The organism is Pseudoalteromonas sp. OOF1S-7 (genome assembly GCF_022347765.1).
GTDB lineage: Bacteria > Pseudomonadota > Gammaproteobacteria > Enterobacterales > Alteromonadaceae > Pseudoalteromonas.
In genome coordinates, this window is the sequence record NZ_JAKRFZ010000001.1 from 597,024 (window position 1) to 618,404 (window position 21,381).

Below are 21,381 nucleotides of genomic sequence, written 5' to 3' on the forward strand. Positions count from 1 at the left end.
GCGTTATGTTTAAAAATTCCGGGTTATTTCTGCTACTCAGCTTAATGGTCAGTCTGGCAATGACCGCGCAGGCCAACACCGCAGAGCGTCAGCCGCCACCCAGTAAGGCATCACAGTTTGACAGCGACTTGCGATACTGGCTAAGCAGCGAAAAACTGCTAACCATCAAAGATGAGGAGCAGGAAGTCGCCGTGTTATTCTCTGAGTATATGGCGACTCCAAAGCGCGGTATCATCGTATTGCTCCCCGGGATTGAACAAAGCCCACTCTATAACAATGGGTTAAGTTATTTGCATCAAGCGCTGACAGACGATGGCTACGACACGTATACCCTGCCGGTGCCTGATCTAATTGACAGCGACGGCATTGTTGAAGGCATGATTGAAGAAGCCCCCAATAACATGAAAAGTACTGTCATTCCGATCCTCAGTGAACTGGCACTGGACAACTACAAGGCCGCCTTGATTGCCCGCTTTGAAGCACTCTATAAGACACTGGCACTGCGCCAGCAGGAGCATATTGCCATTGTCGCATTTGGTAATAGCGCAGGTCTGTTCGCCGAGTACCTCGCCACTTTACCCAGCATTCGCGTCGATGCACTGATCACCGTCAGTGCCCAGTTGGCTAATGCACAACGCAACAGTCACCTGCCCGCCAGCTTGTCGCTGGTCGCCCCGGCATTACTGGATGTTTTCTATACCTTCGACAGCCCCCTGGTTTTGGATACCATAGACGAGCGCCGTCGTTGGGCCAGGCGCAACAGTAAACTCGACTATCGTCAGCGGGAGCTATTTGGTGAGCAGCACCAGCCATTGCAGCACCAACGGTTGCGCAAAGAGTTAACGGGATTTTTAAGACGCCTTTAATCACAGACTCAGCCTGGTTGTTTTTACTTCAATCACTCACAGCCAGTATGGCCAGGCAGCTTTGACTTACTTTGCTTTAACGTTTTTGCTTCAATAGTTCATAGGCTGATTGAATATTCTGGCTTTTTCGCTTAGCAATTTCCATCATGTGTTCGGGCAGACCCTGAGAAACCAGCTTGTCCGGATGGTGCTGCGCCATCAGCTTCCGATAAGCATGCTTGATGTCTTTGTCCGATGCGCCGTCACTTAACCCCAACACAGCCAGCGCCTCGCTGCGTGATACCGCACTGTGCTGAGGCTCACGTGCAGAGCTGCGCTGTTGCCTTTGTTGCCCCTGACTCTGTCGCTGCTGAGATTGCTGCCACTGGGCACGCTGCTGGCGAAAGCGAAACTCAGCCTGATAACGTTTGAGTAGAAAGTTAAACTGGGTCTGAGAGATGCCCAGGTGCTTACTAACTTCACGCAGTAACACCTGCTCCTGTTCGGACACATGCCCATCTGAAAAGGCCATCTGAATTTGAATTTCCAGGAACAGCTGCAGCAAATCATAGCGCCTGGCGAACGCCTCTTTGACTTCACGGACCGCTTCTTTAATCGAAAAATCCGCTTCTTTGCCTGCTCTGAATGCATGTTGCGCTTCACGCCTATCATCCCCAGCCAGTGCCATTTCATCCATAAACGCCGTTGCTGCGCGGATATGTACTTCGCTGACCCGGCCATTCGACTTCGCGATATGACCCATCACAGAAAAGCAACTGGAGAAAAACAGTGCCTGACGCTCACTGAGATCATCGCCATTTAGAAAGCCCTGAAACCCACCCACCTTATCGAAATCTTGCTTCAGGCTTTTGTCAAACAAATGACCCAGATAAAACCCGAGAATAGCACCCAACCACTTACCAAACAAAAAGCCAAAGCAGGTGCCCAATAACTTACCCCACATGTGCCTGCTCCATTGCCTCGTTGATCTGAGCCAAGCGCTCAGGTGTGCCAATATCCTGCCATTGCCCCAAAAACAACTCTGTCGAAACACAGCCCTGTGCCAGCCCGGCTCTGAGCATCGGGCCCAGCGCCCTGAACGACTCATTCACGCCGTTAAAGAAGTCTTTGTGATACAAGCCAATTCCTGCAAAAGTATAGGTCTGAGTATTGGTATGCTGATGGGCCAGCGGAAAATCTCCATCAGGATTATGTGGCGGGTTTTCCACCAATACCAGATGCGCTTCACCGGGTAACAGGTGCAAACGCGACAAGTCATGCACAGCGTAATCGGTAAAAATGTCGCCATTGATCACAATAAAAGTATCTGCCTCATCGCATAACAAAGGCAATGCCCTGACTATACCGCCCGCTGTTTCCAGCCCCCCTTCGGGCTCATCGCTATACTGGATAGACACCCCAAACGCGCTGCCATCAGCAAAGTAATCTCGTATTTTATCGCTCTGCCAGGCCAGGTTAATCACGATATTGGTCACACCTGCATCCGCCAGCCGACTCACGTGGTATGCCAGCAGGGGTTTTCCTGCCACCTCCAGCATGGGCTTTGGCATCGTTGCCGTCAGCGGCATCATACGCTTGCCCCGGCCCGCGGCCAAAATCATTGCTTTCATTGTCGTTGTTCCAGCTTAGCTTCTACCAAAGGTATTATCTCGGATTGCAAACTGGTTGCAAGCCACTGAAATGCATCAACACACTTTGCCGTATCGTGAATGTATCGCAACGTTGGCAGAATGTTCTTTAAGTAACCCGGTTTACCATCACGCAAGTATAATCGCGCAAAAATCCCCGCAGCCTTCAGATGGCGCTGTAACCCGGTCATAGCCAGCTGCTGTTGATACTCATCATAATCATTCAGGGCCAGTAGTCCGGCCTGACTTAACACCTCGAAACTATGGCGCTGCAAATGATTAAATTGCGCCTCGGGCAGCCTGTGGTAACAGTCCTTAAGTAGCGAAACGACGTCGTATGTAACCGGGCCCTGGACTGCATCCTGATAGTCAATCACCACCCACTGTTGGTTGTGCCACATGATATTGCGGCTATGAAAATCCCGATGCATGGTGACCTGCGTTTGCGACTGCATATTGGTGACCAGAGCGTGCTTCAGTCTTCCCCACTGCCGCCGCCAACTGTCTTTTATTTCAAAGCCTAGCCAGCGAGTGAGTAGCCACTCACTGAAAAGCTCCATTTCCATATCGATGAAAGCCGCGTCATAAGGTTTCATATAAGGACTTGCTGGCAGGCGGGCAATGTCAGGCAACAAGTTAATCAGGGACTCATAGTCTTCCAGTACATGGTGCACTGCACTCAGCCGATCGGCCAGATGTTCAGCGCCAAGGTCTTCCAGTAACACAAATCCAAGCGCACAATCTGCGGCGAGTATCTCTGGCACCCTGACCTGACCGTCACTGAAGACCTTGTTCAGCTCAACAAAGGCACTGACATCACCTGCTTCAGGGGTGACATCAAGCAAAATAAACGTGTTTTCTCTGTGCGCTACACGAAAATAGCGACGAAAACTCGCATCTCCGTCAAGGGCCGTTACCTGCTCCGGCTCAGTATGAAAATGATTGTGTAAAAAGGCTGCTCTGGCCTGCGCTCGGGAGACAATCTCAGGTGACAAGCTTGGGGTCATTTTTCTTACTATTTCCTATTCTTAACTACTGTAATTAACACGCTTTTCATTTATTATGTCTGGCTTGAAAATGAATTTCGGCAAACAAGGTTGATAAATGAGCAAAGCTTGGGGCCTTTTTGTGCTTCCCCTAATCAGTACAGCGACTTTTGCTAATTCGAACATTGATGGCCTTCAGTGTAAAGACTACTTTCAGCCTAAAAACTGGCAACCCATCGCTGACTTGCCCAAAGGCGCCATCGACATTCAGTCTGACAATGTAGAATTGCAAGGCGTCGAGAGCGCTGAATTCAGTGGTAATGTGGTGATCAGCTCCAATGTCATGAGCTTATCAGCTCAGGCAGCCCTGATTGACAAGCAGCAGGGCTTGCTCAATGCCACCGGTCCACTCGTGTTTCAGGATGCCTATACCCTGGTCAATAGTACAGGCATGTTTGCCAACCTTAAAGAATACGAATTCAGTCTGCTGGGCGCCGATTACTGGCTGACCCAGCAAAACGGCCATGGCAGCGCTGAAAAATTGCATGCGACCACCAATCAGGTTGACTTACTCAACTCCAGCTTCACGACATGCCCGGGAGATACCCCATTTTGGTCGATTGAGGCCAGTAGTATCGTTATGAACCGCGACAGCGGCTGGGGAGAAACGCACAATACTGTCCTGAGAATACTGGACACCCCGGTTGTCTATGTGCCCTATTTTACATTCCCCATTGATGATCGCCGCAAATCGGGTGTACTGACTCCGACAATCAGCAGTTCCAGCCGCCGTGGTTTGGGTGTTACAGTGCCTTACTATCTCAATCTGGCACCCAACTACGATGCGACCATCACACCACGCTATATGTCTAAAAAAGGCACCCAGCTGATTTCTGAATTCCGTTATCTGACCAAGCATCACCAGGGTCAGCTCGCCATTGAGTTTTTAGAGCAAGACGACTCGGCCAAACAGCTGGATGAGCGCTATTTGGTCAACTGGACACAAAACAGTTATTTTGACGAAAACTGGCGTGCCAGCGTCGACATCACCAATGTCAGTGATGACGCCTATATCTCCGACTTAGATTCTCAGTACGCCAATGAAACCGACACTCAGCTCTATCGTACCGGGCAACTCAGTTACCTGGGCGATGACTGGACTGTCGACCTGAAAGTACAGAACTTTGAAGTACTGGGTAATCACACAGAATCCTATGCGGTATTGCCTCAGTTAACCGTTCAGCATGTCACCCAGAACTACCAGGGCTTTAATTGGGGGCTCTCGGGCCAGGTCAGCCACTTTACCAACGATGAGCTGACGGTCACAGACGCAACCCGGGTGCACTTCGAGCCCAGCGTCTCTTATGACTACAATGCCTATGCCTGGTCCTTTGCCTCTAACCTGAGCCTGATGCACACATACTATGAGCAGGATGGAGACGAGGCATTCGTACAATCTCAGTATAAAAAATCTGTCTCCCGCACGCTCCCTAAATTACGCTTACATGGTCAGCTGAACCTGGAGCGCCCCACTAACTTCATTCTGCAGCAAGGCACGCAAACGTTGGAACCACAAATCCAATATTTGTATACACCCAAAAAGGACCAGTCCGGTATTGCCTTGTATGACACCATAAAGATGCAAGATGACTTTTTTGGCCTGTTTCGCGAGCAGCGCTTCTCCGGTGTTGACTTTATTGCACAAGCAAATCAGTTCACGTTAGGTGCAACCACTCGTTTGTTTGACAACAATAACACCGAGCGCTTTAACTTCAGTATGGGCCAAATCCTGTATCTGAGTGACTCCGCTAAACCCAGCGAACAATCTCTGGACACTGCGCTGACACAGAGCAACCAGGAGTTTGGCAGTAAGAACTATAACGCTCTGTTTGCCGCCGAAAGTATGCTGCACTGGCATCGCCGCTGGTATTTTTCTGCAGGATTGCAGTATGATGCCGATGAGAAAGAGTTGATCCAATCTCATATGACGCTCGACTACCGGGGTAGTAATAAAAAGCTCGTTCAATTGAACCATCACTACGCCAGTGATGTCTCAGGATACGAAATTGATCAAATCGGTCTGTTCAGTAGTTTACCCATTGACGAGAACTGGCAACTGGTTGCCAGCTATCATCGCGACCTGACGGCAAGCCGCAGCGTTGAGGTGTTTGCCGGTCTGCAGTATGAATCGTGCTGCTGGGCTGTGCGTATAACTGGTAAACGTCAAATACAAACGGATCTCAACCAAACGATTTCACGTGATGACGCGATTTTTGACACAAGCTTTGGTATCAATTTTGTGTTAAAAGGGTTGGGCAGCAAATCAAGATATGATGCTAGCCAGTTATTACGTTCGGGTATCTTTGGTTACCGCAGACCGTTCTTTTTAAATAATTAACAACAAAGACTCTTATGAATTTAAAAAAGCTGTTATTAGTTCCAATTTTAAGCATGACGCTGGCACAACCCGTTTGGGCTGAGCGTGTCCAGCTGGACAAAGTAGTCGCAACGGTTAACGACGGTGTGGTACTAAAAAGTGAAGTAGATAAGATCCTGAACCGCGTCAAAGAGCAGGCTGAGCAACAAAACACTGAGCTTCCCTCTGATAACGTGCTGCGGATCCAGGCCATTGAAAAACTCATTGATCAAGTGTTGATGGAGCAGATGGCGGCCCGTATGGGGATGGAAATTTCCGATGCACAGTTAGACCAAACATTAGCTAGCATTGCCAAAGATCAAGGCGGGACCATTGCCGACTTACGTAATTCGATTGAAGCCACAGGCGAGAGCTTCCAGGCATACCGGGAAGAAGTCCGCGCTGAAATCATGGTATCACAGGTACAACGTGCTGCGGTGGATCGCCGCATCTATATCAGCCCCCAGGAAATTGCCAACTTACAACAAATTTTAGCACAGCAAACAGGTCAGTCAGAAGAATATGATATCGGCCACATCCTGATAAAAGTGGAAAGCAAAGCCAATCCCCAAGATATTCAGGACGCCCGCGAACGCGCGGAAAAAGTCATTGAATTTTTAAATGAAGGACGAGAATTTAAACGCATCGCTATCGCCTCTTCCAGCGGCTCAAAAGCATTGGATGGCGGCCAGCTGGGCTGGATGGGTATCAATGAAATGCCAACCCTGTTTGCAGAGGCCGTCAAAGGTAAAAAGAAAGATGACATCATAGGTCCACTGCGCTCAGGTGCTGGTTTCCATATTCTGAAAGTGCAAGATATTCGTGGTCGCCAGGTCGTCGAGCGGGTTGAAATGCGCTCCCGCCACATTCTGATCAAACCGTCTATCATCCTCAGTGAAGAAAAAGCACGTGATATGTTAGCAGGCTTTGTTACTGATCTGCGTGCCGGTAAAGCAGACTTTGCTGAACTTGCCAAAGCACACTCCGAAGATCCCGGTTCAGCTCTGAAAGGTGGCGAATATGACTGGACAGATCCGACCACCTATGTGCCTGCGTTTCGCGATGCTTTAATGTCGCTGGAACAAAATGAGATCAGTGAGCCGTTCAGAAGTACATTTGGCTGGCACATCGTGCAGTTGCTCGACAAGCGCGTTGCTGATAAAACAGAACAAGCGAAAGCAAATCGTGCCCACCAACTTCTGTTTCGCCGTAAGTTTAAGGAAGAAAGCTTTAAGTGGATGCGTGAAATGCGCGAACAAGCGCACATTGAAGTAATCGACTAATAGAAGAATTAAGATGAGTTTAAGAATCGCAATCACCCCCGGAGAGCCGGCAGGGATAGGGCCTGATTTGGTCATCAAGCTCGCACAACACGGCTGGCCCGTACAGCTGGTTGCTGTTGTTGATAAAAATATCATGCTACAGCGTGCCCGGGAGCTTGATACCACCATTAAGCTCATTCCGTTCGATCCTACAGCGCCCGCTGAGGCAGCGCCACCTGGTAGTATTTATTACCTCCAGGTAGACAGAGGTTGTGACGTCATTGCCGGGGAACTGGACGAGCGCAATGGTCAGTACGTTTTGGATACATTGCGTATTGCCTCGGAAAAGAATATGGACGGCACATTCGATGCCGTAGTCACCGGGCCTGTCCACAAAGGCATTATTAACCGGGCAGGTATTTCGTTCAGTGGTCATACTGAGTACTTTGCACAGCAATCCAATACGCCCGATGTCGTAATGATGCTGGCCACTGAGGGATTACGAGTGGCCCTTGTTACCACGCATATTCCTCTGGCGTACGTGTCTAAAGCCATTACCCATGAACGTCTGACTAAGGTTGCCCATATTCTTTACCAGGACTTGCAAACCAAATTTGGCATTGAACAGCCAAATGTACTGGTATGTGGCTTGAACCCCCATGCGGGCGAAGGTGGCCACCTGGGCAATGAAGAAATCGACACCATAGAGCCGGTGTTAGCCGAGCTCAATGCACAGGGTATGCACTTTGTCGGTCCACTGCCCGCAGATACCCTGTTTCAGGCCAAATATCTAGAAAATACCGATGCCGTATTGGCAATGTATCACGATCAGGGCTTACCTGTGTTAAAATACAAAGGATTCGGCAATTCGGTTAATATTACCCTCGGATTGCCCTTTATCCGCACTTCTGTTGACCATGGCACGGCACTTGATCTCGCCGCCAGTGGCAACGCCGAAGTCGGTAGTTTCGAATTAGCGATCCGCGAAGCAATTAAGCTCGCCACCGAGAAAACACAGAGTTCATGACAGATAAAGTACATTTGGGCCACCGAGCCCGTAAACGCTTCGGCCAAAACTTCCTTAACGACAGCAATATCATCGATAAGATTGTCACGGCCATCGATCCTAAGCCCACAGACAACCTGGTCGAGATTGGCCCTGGTTTAGGCGCCATCACAGAGCCCGTGGTTGAACTCAGTGACCAGCTAACTGTTGTAGAACTGGACCGTGATCTGGCCGAGCGCCTGATCCACCACCCCTTTTTAGGACCAAAACTGACAGTGCATCAAGGCGATGCCACGAAGTTTGATTTTTCTTCGCTGCTTAAAGGCGACGGAAAGCTGAAGATTTTTGGTAACCTGCCTTATAACGTCTCTACCCCCCTGCTGTTTCATTTATTTGAATTTGCGGATCAGGTCGAACACATGCATTTTATGCTGCAAAAAGAAGTGGTCAATCGCATGGTGGCAGGACCGGGCACTAAGGCTTATGGGCGATTGAGTGTGATGACACAATACTACTGTCATGCCATCCCCGTGATCCAGGTTCCGCCTACGTGCTTTAAACCCGCGCCGAAAGTTGATTCAGCGGTGGTCAGGCTGATCCCCAAAGACGCACAACAACGCAGTGCTAAAAGCACCAAAGTACTCAACACTGTGTGCCTTGAAGCGTTCAACCAACGACGTAAGACACTAAGAAACAGTTTGTCTAACCTGATGACAGCTGAACAACTAAGTGATCTGGGAATTGACCCGGGTTTACGTGCCGAGAATATTTCCCTTTCGCAATTTATTGAGATAGCAAACTGGATCTATGACAACAAAGAGTGAGATCGGCTCACCGATCAAAGTATCTGTAGAGACCTTCTATGTTGAAGGGCAATCTCAGCCAGACAAAGACAAATACGTCTTTGCCTATACCATTACCATTAAAAATCACAGCTTGTGCAACGCCAAACTGGAAAGCCGTTACTGGCTGATCACCGATGCCAACGGTAAAGAAACCGAGGTTGAAGGCGACGGTGTGGTGGGTGAGCAACCGACCATTCGTCCGGGTGAAAGTTACCAGTACACCAGCGGTGCCGTATTAGATACGCCCGTTGGCACTATGGAAGGCTACTATGTGATGCGCAACGAATTTGGTACTGAGTTTCGCGCCCCCATTCAGGTATTCAGACTGAGTCGGCCGGATATCCTGCACTAATGGCTAATTATGTGGTCGGTGATCTGCAAGGCTGCTTTGCACCATTAATGCAGCTATTGCAGGAAGTTGACTTTAACCCGGCGCGTGACCACCTTTATCTGGTCGGCGATATCGTTGCACGGGGCCCCGACTCACTCGGGTGCCTCGACTTTGTATTTCGCCACCAGGATTGCGTCACCATTACACTGGGCAATCACGACTTGCACCTGATCTGCAACGTGTTGCTAGACAAAGCGCCTAACCCTAAAGACAAGCTCGACACCCTGTATCAGCACTGTAAACTGCCAGATTACTTACGCTTTTTGCGTGCTCAGCCACTATGTGTGTATCTTGAAAAATACCACACCTTTATTTCTCATGCCGGCATTCATCCCGAATGGCAGATTGAGCAAGCACTGACCTTAAGTCGCTGGGCGCAGCAAAAGTATATAGGTGATGAAGGCAAACCATTTTTGAGTGCTATGTACGGTAAAGAGCCCCGACTGCTGCTCGACACCGACGAGCAAAGCCGCTTCAACACCATTGTCAATGTATTTACCCGAATGCGCTTTCTGACGCCTCAATGGCATCTCGATTTTGACAATAAAGGTACACTCGATGATGCCGGGGAATTACGTCCCTGGTTTGATCATCCGCGTTTTCAGGACGATCCAAACCGTTACCTTTTTGGCCACTGGGCAGCCTTGCAAGGCATCACTCACAAACCCAATGTCACCGCTTTAGATACAGGGTGTGTGTGGGGAGGACCAATGACGTTACTTGATCTAGATACAAATGAGCAAATTTCGAGCAATTAACTGTTTCTCAGCCGATTTTACTGAATTTTGAATTCACATCTGCTATAAAATACTTAACTATCGCGCAATAAATCCGATAAGCATTCATTCAGCTTTAATTTGATGGTACCCGTATGAATTTGACTGTAAGCCAACGTATCTGGGGTGGTTTTATTATAATCACTCTACTCCTGTTGATGATCGGAGGAAACTCGCTGCTAAGGATCGCCAATATAGATAATTCCACAAGACTGGTTAATTCGCTTTCATTGCCCGCTCTGGACAGCAGTGCTGCGTTGCAAATTGAGTTCACTCAGATGAGTAAACTCGCCCAGGGAAGTTACTATACTCAATCCCCCGATGAACTGAACTCACTCAAGGCTAAATTTAATGAGCGCCAGCAAGCGTTTAATAAAACCTTTTCTGAGTTAGGTGCGGTGGTTGATCAAGACCCTGGTCTGGCACAAAGCAAACGCCAGGTTGAGACCAGCTTTAAGCAATTTTCTACTTCAGTGCAAGATTTGTTAAGTAACAAAGCGCGCGAATTAATGCTGATTAAAACCCTGAAACAGCAGCTTGAAGACACCGAAATGGCCGCGGAAGATGCCACCACAGTGGTACTCGACATCCTGGACCTGGATGGCTTGCAGGACACTGACGGTCGTGCTTATCAGGCCGCAACTAAGCTGGAAAACCTGTTCAGCTCTGCGGTGACTACCAGCACAGATATGATGACCATCAAAGAGCGCAACACGCTGGATATCGTCGCCAAAGAGCAGGCTTATGTACTGGAAGAGCTGGAACGCAATATGGCGTTGATGACAACAACCGTCGCACAGCTCGACAGCACGCTGGCAGACGACTTACAGCAGTACTATGATGACCTCCTCACTCAGTTAAAAGGAACGAATGGCATTGCAGGCAATGTTGGTCAGCTGATAGCGGCAAGACAAACAACCCGCACTGAACTGGACGCCGCAGAGACCACCACCAACGCGGCACTCAAACAACTTGGTGAACTGGTTGCACAATCCAAACAACTGGCGTTTGATATTCAGGACGAAGTGCGCGCAGATGTGACTTCTGCCAATATGTGGACCTGGGTTGGCATGATAGTGGCTGCCCTGTTAGCCATTGTGATTGCGTATTTGACCGTCAGCCGCATTACTAAACCACTGGCTGAAGTAAACCGGGTACTGAATATCGTGGCGCGCGGCGACATGACGCAAACCCTGGATGACTCGGCAAAAGATGAATTTGGCGAACTGGCGCGCAGCTGTAACAGCCTCATCGCGAGCCTGCGTGAACTCATTACCGGTATCGTGTCACGCTCCACTCAGCTGGCTGCAGCCTCTGAAGAGACTTCAGCAATCACCATAGAGTCGAGCCAGGCGATTAAGAGTCAGCAGTCTCAGGTTGAGCAAGCGGCCACAGCCACCACTGAAATGAGCAGTACAGCCCATGGCGTTAGCAACAGTGCCCACCAGGCATTGCAGGAGATTAAAAACGCCGATAAAGAAGCCGAACGGGTGAAGGGGATTTCTCAGGATAACAAACACACCATTGAGCAACTGGCGCACGAGGTGGAAGCCGTGTCTCAGGTGATCAACAAACTGCATCAGGACAGCTCTGCCATTGGCGGGATCCTCGATGTTATCCGCGGTATTGCAGAGCAAACTAACCTGTTGGCACTGAACGCAGCCATTGAGGCAGCCCGTGCTGGTGAACAGGGTCGTGGCTTTGCGGTGGTAGCCGATGAGGTTCGCTCCCTGGCTAGCAAGACGCAGGAATCGACCCAGGAGATCCAGGCCATGATCGAGTCGCTGCAAAGCGGCGCTGAAGAAGCCGTCAGTGCGATGTCGAAAGGCCAGCAGCAGGCTGAATCATGTGTTCACCAAAGTGATGTAGCGAATGAAGCGCTTAACTCAATCACAGATGCGGTGTCGCGTGCACACGACGTCAGTGAGGAAATTGCCAACGCCGCCAACGAGCAGCAGCAGGTTTCTCAGGAGATCAGTGAACGCCTGGAGTCTATTGTAACCATCGCCGAACAAACGGCTGAGGGCGCAAACCAGACGTCTATCTCAAGCTCAGAGGTAGCCAAGCTGGCCGAAGAGCTGAGACAATCGGTTGATCAGTTCCGAGTCTGATCTCAGTCGATACTCAATGTAAAAAGGCCGCTCAATGAGCGGCCTTTTTTACTCTGTATATGCTCAGAAAGACTCATGTAACACCACCAGCGCACTCAGTTTGCCCGCACCAAAGGTGGCCATTTTTTCAAAGTCCTCGCGGGCAATCGGCACCTGCTGGCAGTCGATTGCTTCCTGCTCCTCTTCCACATCCGGATCATTGACATACAAGCACAGCGCATCGATGCCGGTGATTAAGACCCAGTGTGGTGCCTTCTTGCCGTTTAAGCGGTAAGTACTGATCAAGGCCAACACCGAGCTGCCCTCAGACAACCACTGCTCTACCTGCTCAAGCTTAAGACTGGCGCACTGAATTGGGATATCCCGATATTCGCACTCTTGCTTAAACTGTTCGTGTACCAGTGTCATCACCTGTTTTTTCTGCTCGTTGCGCACCCCATCAATAAACAAAGGCTGCGCCGTATTGACCACCACTTCTGTGGCAAAGCCACGCCTTTCTGCGGCCAGTGCCAGGCCAAACGGATGGCATCCACCATGCCCCGATGTCATAAAAATAGTTGTTGCTTCACGCCAGATCTCCAGCTCCAGGCTTTGATCCCCCATGCAACCCGGATCGATGCTGGCCATGGCCATCATTAAAGACGCCGGCCCACAGGTGAACTCTGTGGTTTGCTGATACCAGGGTGCAACCTGCAACGTCGCCTGCTCAGTGCGCTTGCGAATACACTTTTGCATTCTCAGTGCATCATCGTGATCTTCATAGTAGTTATGATATTCACCAAACACCCGATACCCCAGCTTCTTGTACAGGGCGATTGCTGCCGTGTTGCGCCTGGCCACTTCCAGTCGCATATACAGCCAGCCCAATTGAGCCGCCTGCGACTCGAGCGTCGCCATTAACTGCCTGGCAATGCCCTTGCCCTGATGCTCCTGCGATACCGCCAGTGAATACAAGCGTGCCAGTCGTGTTCCCTGATGCAGCCACAGCAGCCCATAGCCCACCAGCTCACCTGCCAGCCGGGCCGTCAGCAACAGGCTGTGCTCAAACCCGATGTGATGCTTAAACTGGCGGCGACTAAGCCTGTCGCTGCTAAAGCAGCGAGCTTCCAGCTCAACCAGTTCGGCTAAATCCACTGGCTGGGCTTTTTCAACCACCATACAAGCCTGCAACATTACTTTTTACCTCTCGCTTCAAGACGGCGCAAAAATTCCGACATGATCTGCATATACAGCTCATCGCCCAGGTACTTGTCTTCGACACCCTGATCAATGCTGGGGTTATCGTTCACTTCCAGTACATAGGCCTTACCTTCATGCTCTTTAATGTCGATGCCATACAAGCCATTGCCTACCACAGCCGCCGCTTTCAGTGCGGCGCCCAATACGGCTTTAGGGACTTCAAAGGTTGGTAACGTATCAAATCCACCCGAGAAGTTGCGCTTTGAACTGTGGTTATAGATCTGCCAGTGATTACGTGCCATATGATAGCGACAGGCGTAAATGGCGCGTCCGTTCAGTACCCCTATGCGCCAGTCATAATCGGTGTATAAGTACGCTTGTGCCAACACAATGGCCGACTCGCCCAGTAAGAGATTCAACCGAAATTGCAGCTCTTCTTTGGTTTTTACCTTGTACACGCCCTTAGAAAAGGCACTTTCAGGCATTTTTAACACCATAGGCAGTGATAACTGTTCAACCAACTCTTCTATTACCGCTTCTGAGCACTGGCTGACAAAGCGGGTTTCCAGTGAAGGCACTTTTTTATAGTTAAACGCATCGTGCAAAAATACTTTATTGCAGCAGCGTAAAATAGAGCTGGGGTCGTCAATCACCACTAAGTCTTTTTGCTCTGCTTCCTGGGCAAGGCGATAAGTATGATGATCAATGGCTGTGGTCTCACGGATAAACAGACCATCAAACTGACTCAAGTTATACAACTCAGCCGCCTCGACCAGATGGACTTTAATACCCAACTTGGCTCCGGCCTTCACAAAACGACTCACGGCATTTTTGTTACTCGGCGGCAACTGCTCCTGATGATCCACCAGCATAGCCAGATCCCAGCGATGCTTTTTGCTGCTTTTGCGCTTCTTCCACTGCATTGCATGGACCCGACTGAGCACCTGCGTACAAAATGCCAGCTCGTCCTGCTCAATTGATGAAAAATCGCTCCGCAGTACCTGTACCTGTAACCCGCTGCCCTGAGGCTGAACATGCACAGTCAGTAAGGGAGCCTGCAACTGCGCAAACAAATGCGCTGCCAGCTTGGTATATTCCGTCTGCTGCGTTTCACCCATACAGATCAACAATGCTAAGGGCTGTGACACCGCAATGCCCTGCTGCGTGCACCAGGCCTGAGACAAATACACAGTGCAGCCCTCATCACCCAGCTCATTGATCACTTTAACACTCGGCAGCGCCTGATGATTGCGCGCTTCAGCCAGCAAGGAGCAATAATAGCCCTGACTGAGGTATCGACGGCAGTCACACAGATTAATGACCCTTAGCTTAGATTCGCCGAGTTTGGGATACTCTTGCAGGTAAGTTTCGAAAGTCACCACATTGTCATTCAGTGGCAAAATATCTGCATTTTGATCAACAACAAATAGCGTAGACAACATTATAGTCCTTAGTATGACCTGGCCTGTTATGCTTTTAAGCTTAGTACGCCAGGCCACTTTTTATCATGGTTTTACAACCGGTATAACGCTATTTGTATGTAAAAAGCTAAGCCATAGCAAACGATCAATTTTGATGCTGAAGATGAACAATTCTTTTCCCGTATTTATATTCAGCTCTGCTTATACCCTGCCCCATTTCGCAAACGTTGTAATTTAAGGGACGATCCTGCACACTGACGCGGTTTTAACGGAGTAAAAAATAATGAAAAAAACACTGTCTCTCATTGCGCTTTCTACTTTATTGGGTGGTTGCTACTCCAGCCCTGAATCGCCAAACAGTACAGCGCGTTTTGCAAGCCCAGAAGTAAATAAGTCCCCTTTCCACCTCAGTGTGTCTTTAAGCACAGATACACTTAATGTCATCCCGATGGACACCTCGGACGACCTGACTGACGATTCACATTTGCGCGCTGCTGCAGAGCTTTCGTTAGGCTATGGTTTCGAATTCGGCTGGGCAGCCGGGGGAGAAGGAAAATATAGTCTTAAATATCAGTTTTACGGCAAAGGCCGGGAAGAAGCCAGCAGCGGCGATATCTCCCATGCAGTGAACATTGGCTATGTCAGTGGTGATGACTCAGGAATTGAAGCTGGCAATTATATTGGTGATAGAGAATATAATAAGTCCCACTGGGAATTTGATAAAAACTCCATTGACGTGGCATTTATCAGTGGCTATCGCATTACCCCTGAGCTTTTGCTTTATGGCAGCGTGTTCTATCAGGACGGAGAAATTGACGGCCGTTATTACATCCCGGATCCCAGCAGCTGCACAAGAATATGTAAAACAGATCCCATCAACAGTGACGGCAACAACTATGGCGTCAGTCTCGCGCTGGAGTACGCATTTACACACAACCTGTTCGGCACATTTGAGGTCACTCAGCACCATGCCGATTGGTTTAACAGAACCCAGTCGAAATCCACTGCAAATTTTAATCTCGGCTATCGGTTTTAAATAAAGATGTGAGAAGAGTAACAACACTATGGGCGCTCATTACCGCCCTTACCGTACAGTTTACGCCGGTAGAAGTATTAAGAGGCATTTTTTAAGGGCACAAAAAAGCCGTTCAGGTTTCCCTGAACGGCTTTTTCAGTACTCGTGCTTGAGCTTATTTGAACAACGCTGTTGCCTTGGCAACGACGTTTTCAACGGTGAAGCCGAAGTGCTTGAACAGCTCAGCCGCTGGCGCTGACTCACCAAAGGTGCTCATGCCAACAACCGCGCCATTCAGGCCAACGTACTTGTACCAGTAGTCTTCAATACCTGCTTCAATCGCAACACGACGTGTTACCGCGGCTGGTAATACTGACTCTTTGTACTCAGCAGATTGTGCATCAAAGACATCGGTAGATGGCATAGAAACAACACGTACGCGCTTGCCGCTGTCACGCAGTTGTGCCGCAGCTTCCACTGCCAGTTGCACTTCTGAACCGGTTGCGATCAGAATAAGATCCGGCTCACCATCACAGCTCAGTACGTAACCACCTTGCTTGATGGCTGCTACCTGCTCGTCGCTGCGCGCCTGTTGCTCAAGTCCCTGACGGGTAAACACCAGAGACGTAGGGCCGTCTTTACGCTCAATAGCCTGCTGCCACGCAACCGCTGATTCAACCTGGTCGCACGGGCGCCAGTTGACCAGGTTAGGTGTCATGCGCATGCTTGCCAGCTGCTCTACCGGCTGGTGCGTTGGGCCATCTTCACCCAGGCCAATTGAATCGTGGGTGTAAACAAAGATGCTGGGCTGCTTCATCAGTGCTGCCATACGTACTGCGTTACGGGCGTACTCCATGAACATCAGGAAGGTTGCGCCGTAAGGAATAAAGCCTTTGTGCAAAGCAATACCATTCATAATGGCCGACATACCGAATTCACGTACACCGTAGAAGATGTAGTTGCCTGAAGCATCGTCTGCCGTCAAGCCTTTAGAGCCATCCCACAGTGTCAGGTTAGAACCTGCTAAGTCCGCAGAGCCACCCATGAATTCTGGTAACAGAGGACCGAATGCATTCAGTGCATTTTGTGATGCCTTACGGGTTGCCGGGTTAGCTGGATTGGCCTGTAGCTGGGCAATGTACTCTGCGCTTTTCTGCGCCCAGTCAGCCGGCAGCTCACCTTTAGTGCGGCGCTCAAACTCCGCCGCCAGTTCAGGATAATGCATCTGGTACTCAGTGAACTTCACCAGCCACTCACTCTGAATTTGCTGACCATGCGCAGAGGCATCCCATTTGGCGTAAACAGACTCAGGGATTTCAAACGCGCCATGCTCCCAGCCCAGGAATTCGCGTGCAGCTTTGATCTCGTCATCACCCAGCGGTGCACCGTGACAATCGTGGCTGCCCGACTTGTTTGGTGAGCCGTAACCAATCACTGTTTTACAACAGATCAGGGTTGGCTTGTCTGATTCTGCACGCGCCGCTTCGATAGCCGCGGTGATAGCGTCGCTGTCATGGCCATCCACATCTGCAATCACGTGCCAGCCATACGCTTCAAACCGCTTAGGTGTGTCGTCGCTGAACCAGCCTTCTACTTCACCATCAATAGAAATACCGTTGTCATCCCAAAACGCGATCAGCTTGCCCAGGCCCAGTGTTCCAGCCAGCGAGCAGGCTTCGTGAGAAATGCCTTCCATCAAACAGCCATCGCCAAGGAACGCATAGGTGTAGTGGTTAACAATGTCGTACTCGTCACGGTTAAACTGTGCTGCCAGTGCTTTTTCGGCAATTGCCATACCTACGGCATTAGTGATCCCCTGGCCAAGTGGACCCGTGGTCGTTTCGATACCCGGCGCATAACCGTACTCCGGGTGACCGGGTGTTTTAGAATGCATTTGACGGAAGTTTTTTAGCTCATCGATCGACAGATCATAGCCAGACAAATGCAACAGAGAATAAATGAGCATGGAACCATGACCATTTGATAGTACAAAGCGGTCACGATCGACCCAATCTGGGTTATTTGGGTTATGCTTTAAATAATCGCGCCACAATACCTCTGCGATATCGGCCATACCCATAGGGGCACCCGGGTGACCGGATTTGGCCTTTTGAACTGCGTCCATGGACAGAACGCGTATGGCATTTGCAAGTTCTTTGCGAGATGGCATGAAGTCTCCTACTTTTTTTGTCATTTGAGTGGCAAATCTGTACCTAATATACCCGTGTGGCGACGGTGTCACATTTGCCTTAGTTTGTGGCAATTCAATGCATGACACGCCGAAATGCAGGTAACTCGATTAGAAAATTGGTCCCCATTCTTACCTATTAGGGTAACCACTGCAATTAAAAATCAATGAAATCTTGGTGTCTCTTTGGAGTTTTTTACTGCGTTTTTCGCAAAGGTTGAAATTTGGACGTCTAGGCGTAAAAAAGCTATGCAGCCGGGTATGTTTTCGATACTATACCGTTCTGATTTTCTCGCGCTATTCCTGTAGTTTGTGAAGCGCAATATTTGTGAGCATAAATACAATGGCAAAACATTTATTTACTTCTGAATCTGTTTCTGAGGGTCATCCGGATAAAATCGCCGATCAGATCTCTGATGCGGTACTAGATGCTATCCTTGAGCAAGATCCAAAAGCACGTGTTGCGTGTGAAACTTACGTAAAAACCGGCATGGTGATGGTCGGTGGTGAAATCACCACCAGCGCCTGGGTTGATATCGAAGAATTAACGCGTAAAACCGTACGCGAAATTGGCTACACCCATTCAGACATGGGTTTCGATGCCGATTCGTGTGCAATCCTCAATACTATTGGTAAGCAATCTCCTGATATCAACCAGGGTGTTGACCGTACACGCCCTGAAGAGCAAGGTGCGGGTGACCAGGGCCTGATGTTTGGTTACGCCTGTAACGAAACCGATGTACTGATGCCGGCCCCCATCACTTACTCACACCGCCTGGTTCAACGTCAGGCACAAGTGCGTAAGGATGGTACTTTACCCTGGTTACGCCCTGATGCTAAATCTCAGGTCACGTTTGCTTACGAGAACGGCAAAGCAGTTGGTATTGATGCCGTTGTTCTGTCAACACAGCACTGTGACTCCGTTTCTCAGGATGATCTGGTAGAAGCGGTGATGGAAACCATCATCAAACCAGTCTTACCTGCTGAGCTGATTACTGAAGCAACTAAGTTCTTTATTAACCCAACGGGTCGCTTCGTTATTGGTGGTCCAATGGGTGACTGTGGTCTGACTGGTCGTAAAATCATTGTAGATACCTACGGTGGTATGGCCCGCCATGGCGGTGGTGCTTTCTCAGGTAAAGATCCATCAAAAGTTGACCGTTCAGCAGCCTATGCTGCACGTTATGTTGCTAAGAACATTGTGGCTGCGGGTCTGGCTGACAAATGTGAAATCCAGGTGTCTTACGCGATTGGTGTCGCTGAGCCAACATCTATCAGTGTTGAAACCTTCGGCACAGGAAAACTGGAAGAAACTCGCCTTATCGACTTGATCCGTGAGCACTTCGATCTACGTCCTTATGGCCTGATCACTATGCTGGACCTTGAACGTCCTATCTATCAGCCTACTGCGGCATATGGCCACTTTGGTCGTAATGAGTTCCCGTGGGAAGCAACAGATAAAGCAGAAGCATTAAAAGCAGCTGCTGGCTTATAACTGTAAACTTGAATTTACAGCGAAGGCGCCTTAGGGCGCCTTTTGTTTTGATAATTAGGACAATTAGTTTCCGGAAATTAGAAACTCTTCGATATCTTCTTTAATATCGACATATTCATCATCATGAATATTCAAAACAATCATTACCTTATCTTTAAATGCATGCCAATCAGCACAGTTTCGAAAATTTTTCCCTTCAAAAGCCAGGTTTTCGGCTAGCTTAAGGATCGCAAAGGCCTGTTGTTCGCTCTCTTCCCGCGCTTCTTCCAGGTACTGAGGGTCATGGTGGCGTAAGATGATCTGACACATCGCCTTTGGAATATGCCAGGAACTAGCCAGATAGTAGCCCACTACTGCATGATTCGTCGGATATAGCTGCTCTTCATAGCACGCCAGTGTATACTCCGGGCGCTGGATAGCACGGGTCATTACCTCTTTGTAATTATCGTAACGCATCGCCATGGCAGGTATACCCGCATCATGAAACAAGCCAAGCAACTGAAGATTTTCAACTGGCACATTGGCACGCACCCGTTTACCAATTAGCATAGCTATCTGAGAAATATCAATGGCATTGTCCCAAAACCGCTCCAGTGAAATACAGCAAAGACTTTGATCAAACGCTTCTTTCAACAGATAACCTGTCACAATCTGGGTAATGCTATTGAGGCCCAAAAACATCACCGCCTGTTTAATATCAGATACGGTTCTGGACATACCGTAGGCAGGAGAATTAATGACTTTCAATACAGCGGCAGACGTTGCAACATCCTGTGAAATAATATTTGCCACGCGATTAAGCTCTGGCTCATCACTGTTGAGTTCGTTCTGAATGTGTTCCAGAATTTCAGGTTTTGCTGGCAGGTTAAACCCGGAGCGCAGCTCCGCCAGTGTTTTTTCATCGATATTGTGCATAACAACTGACACATCAGGCTAGATTGATTTTAGTGTAGACGATATATGCCAATTTCACTTAATACCTGTTCAATTTGACGGAGCAATTATGGCGCTAACGGCGTTAAAAATTTCTCATTTAGACCCTATACCTTAGACATAGGCTCGCAAATTTTTGCCTGGTTATCGACTCTATTTTCTCGCCTCAAGATAGAACACTTAATTAAGCAAATTGGTATTACATGATAATCATTCGAACGGGCAGGTATTTCCGGGAGTCATCGCCCAGGGTTGGGTGTTCGCCGGGTATGCCTGCAACAATTCGTGCAGCGCTTTAAACGAGGCGCGCATATTGCGCAGCGCCACTTTGTCGGTAAACCACTGAGGTGCGTCGCCCTGTATATCTGCCGATATTCGATAGTCTATCTCAACGGCGTTGTCTCGCTCCGTCAGCGACCATTGCACAGTAACAGGTTCAATGCGAATAACACTCGGTTCAGACGGATGTGCAGCGACTGAGCGTATCTTGAGTACATAACTGGTAGTAGATACTTGCAGTAAACAGGCGTGCGTGATCATATCCCGCTTACTCAACGGCCAGGGTAAGTCAAAATGCGTTAATACCCGCGTCTGGTTTGGCGCAGGGCGAGACAAAATGGTGACGGAGCTGACATGCTTAACCCACAGCGGGACACGTTCGGTATCGTTTAGCAGGTTAATCACTGACTTTGCGCTGACGCCGCGCCACTTACCGGTCACCCGGATCTTCAAAGGGTGCGCTGCGCGCTTTTGATAGGCTACAGAAAACAAAGCGGAATGATGCCAGGGTTGCCAGCGTTCTGGTGTTTGTTTGCTGTGGCCAGGCGCGGCATAACCGACCAGCCACAGTAACATGCACAGGC

18 protein-coding genes are annotated in these 21,381 nt (G+C 49.3%); 10 read left to right on the plus strand and 8 right to left on the minus strand.

The annotated features are described in order from the left end of the window. The first annotated feature begins 5 nt into the window (after positions 1–5). A complete protein-coding gene (locus MHN33_RS02635) occupies positions 6–866 on the plus strand; it encodes a DUF3530 family protein (RefSeq protein WP_239394645.1) in 861 nt (286 codons plus the stop codon). Positions 867–942: 76 nt separating this feature from the next. Here MHN33_RS02635 and djlA read toward each other — a convergent pair whose 3' ends face one another. The 3 genes from djlA to MHN33_RS02650 are packed head-to-tail and all read right to left on the minus strand — an operon-like array spanning position 943 to position 3,501. After that, the gene (gene djlA / locus MHN33_RS02640) at positions 943–1,809 is read right to left on the minus strand and encodes a co-chaperone DjlA (RefSeq protein WP_239394655.1); all 867 of its coding nucleotides are present in this window, start codon (positions 1,807–1,809) and stop codon (positions 943–945) included. Next, positions 1,799–2,476, minus strand: coding sequence for an N-acetylmuramate alpha-1-phosphate uridylyltransferase MurU (gene murU, locus MHN33_RS02645; RefSeq protein ID WP_239394657.1), 678 nt, complete (start codon positions 2,474–2,476; stop codon positions 1,799–1,801). Before murU ends, djlA begins: the two co-directional genes overlap by 11 nt. Further along, on the minus strand, positions 2,473–3,501 hold the full coding sequence (locus tag MHN33_RS02650) for a phosphotransferase (protein WP_239394666.1): 1,029 nt from the start codon (positions 3,499–3,501) through the stop codon (positions 2,473–2,475). Before MHN33_RS02650 ends, murU begins: the two co-directional genes overlap by 4 nt. A gap of 97 nt (positions 3,502–3,598) precedes the next feature. On the opposite strand from MHN33_RS02650, the gene lptD reads away from it, so the two are divergent. From lptD to MHN33_RS02685, 7 genes are all read left to right on the plus strand, one after another. Beyond that, on the plus strand, positions 3,599–5,878 hold the full coding sequence (gene lptD / locus MHN33_RS02655; RefSeq protein WP_239394676.1) for an LPS assembly protein LptD: 2,280 nt from the start codon (positions 3,599–3,601) through the stop codon (positions 5,876–5,878). 14 nt (positions 5,879–5,892) lie between these two features. Beyond that, on the plus strand, positions 5,893–7,179 hold the full coding sequence (gene surA, locus MHN33_RS02660) for a peptidylprolyl isomerase SurA (RefSeq protein ID WP_239394678.1): 1,287 nt from the start codon (positions 5,893–5,895) through the stop codon (positions 7,177–7,179). A gap of 13 nt (positions 7,180–7,192) precedes the next feature. Further along, entirely contained in the window at positions 7,193–8,185 is a 993-nt protein-coding gene (pdxA, locus tag MHN33_RS02665) for a 4-hydroxythreonine-4-phosphate dehydrogenase PdxA (RefSeq protein ID WP_239394688.1), read from the plus strand. Next, on the plus strand, positions 8,182–8,988 hold the full coding sequence (gene rsmA / locus MHN33_RS02670; RefSeq protein WP_239394699.1) for a 16S rRNA (adenine(1518)-N(6)/adenine(1519)-N(6))-dimethyltransferase RsmA: 807 nt from the start codon (positions 8,182–8,184) through the stop codon (positions 8,986–8,988). The genes pdxA and rsmA overlap by 4 nt, the downstream gene beginning before the upstream one ends. Next, positions 8,972–9,361, plus strand: a complete 390-nt coding sequence (gene apaG, locus MHN33_RS02675; RefSeq protein ID WP_046005680.1) for a Co2+/Mg2+ efflux protein ApaG — start codon at positions 8,972–8,974, stop codon at positions 9,359–9,361. Before rsmA ends, apaG begins: the two co-directional genes overlap by 17 nt. Then, complete coding sequence (locus tag MHN33_RS02680) at positions 9,361–10,158, plus strand: symmetrical bis(5'-nucleosyl)-tetraphosphatase (RefSeq protein WP_239394701.1); 798 nt, start codon at positions 9,361–9,363, stop codon at positions 10,156–10,158. The genes apaG and MHN33_RS02680 overlap by 1 nt, the downstream gene beginning before the upstream one ends. 113 nt (positions 10,159–10,271) lie before the next feature. Then, on the plus strand, positions 10,272–12,287 hold the full coding sequence (locus MHN33_RS02685) for a methyl-accepting chemotaxis protein (protein WP_239394703.1): 2,016 nt from the start codon (positions 10,272–10,274) through the stop codon (positions 12,285–12,287). Positions 12,288–12,350: 63 nt separating this feature from the next. On the opposite strand, the gene MHN33_RS02690 is transcribed toward MHN33_RS02685, so the two are convergent. Together MHN33_RS02690 and MHN33_RS02695 are read right to left on the minus strand one after the other, a co-directional pair. Beyond that, the gene (locus MHN33_RS02690) at positions 12,351–13,460 is read right to left on the minus strand and encodes a GNAT family N-acetyltransferase/peptidase C39 family protein (RefSeq protein ID WP_239394705.1); all 1,110 of its coding nucleotides are present in this window, start codon (positions 13,458–13,460) and stop codon (positions 12,351–12,353) included. Next, entirely contained in the window at positions 13,460–14,908 is a 1,449-nt protein-coding gene (locus MHN33_RS02695) for a RimK family protein (protein WP_239394707.1), read from the minus strand. The genes MHN33_RS02690 and MHN33_RS02695 overlap by 1 nt, the downstream gene beginning before the upstream one ends. Positions 14,909–15,170: 262 nt before the next feature. Between MHN33_RS02695 and MHN33_RS02700 the strand changes: the two genes are divergently transcribed. Then, the gene (locus MHN33_RS02700; protein WP_239394709.1) at positions 15,171–15,923 is read left to right on the plus strand and encodes a hypothetical protein; all 753 of its coding nucleotides are present in this window, start codon (positions 15,171–15,173) and stop codon (positions 15,921–15,923) included. 154 nt (positions 15,924–16,077) lie between these two features. Here the strand turns inward: MHN33_RS02700 and tkt are convergent, their stop codons facing one another. Beyond that, positions 16,078–18,072 (minus strand): transketolase, encoded by a 1,995-nt coding sequence (tkt, locus tag MHN33_RS02705; protein ID WP_239394712.1) that lies wholly within the window; start codon positions 18,070–18,072, stop codon positions 16,078–16,080. A gap of 361 nt (positions 18,073–18,433) precedes the next feature. Between tkt and metK the strand changes: the two genes are divergently transcribed. Then, positions 18,434–19,585, plus strand: coding sequence for a methionine adenosyltransferase (gene metK, locus MHN33_RS02710; RefSeq protein WP_138552182.1), 1,152 nt, complete (start codon positions 18,434–18,436; stop codon positions 19,583–19,585). A 63-nt stretch (positions 19,586–19,648) separates the two neighbouring features. Here the strand turns inward: metK and MHN33_RS02715 are convergent, their stop codons facing one another. Together MHN33_RS02715 and MHN33_RS02720 are read right to left on the minus strand one after the other, a co-directional pair. Further along, entirely contained in the window at positions 19,649–20,500 is an 852-nt protein-coding gene (locus MHN33_RS02715) for an HDOD domain-containing protein (protein WP_239394714.1), read from the minus strand. Between the two features lie 228 nt (positions 20,501–20,728). Beyond that, positions 20,729–21,373 (minus strand): START domain-containing protein, encoded by a 645-nt coding sequence (locus tag MHN33_RS02720; protein ID WP_239394723.1) that lies wholly within the window; start codon positions 21,371–21,373, stop codon positions 20,729–20,731. Positions 21,374–21,381 lie beyond the last annotated feature (8 nt).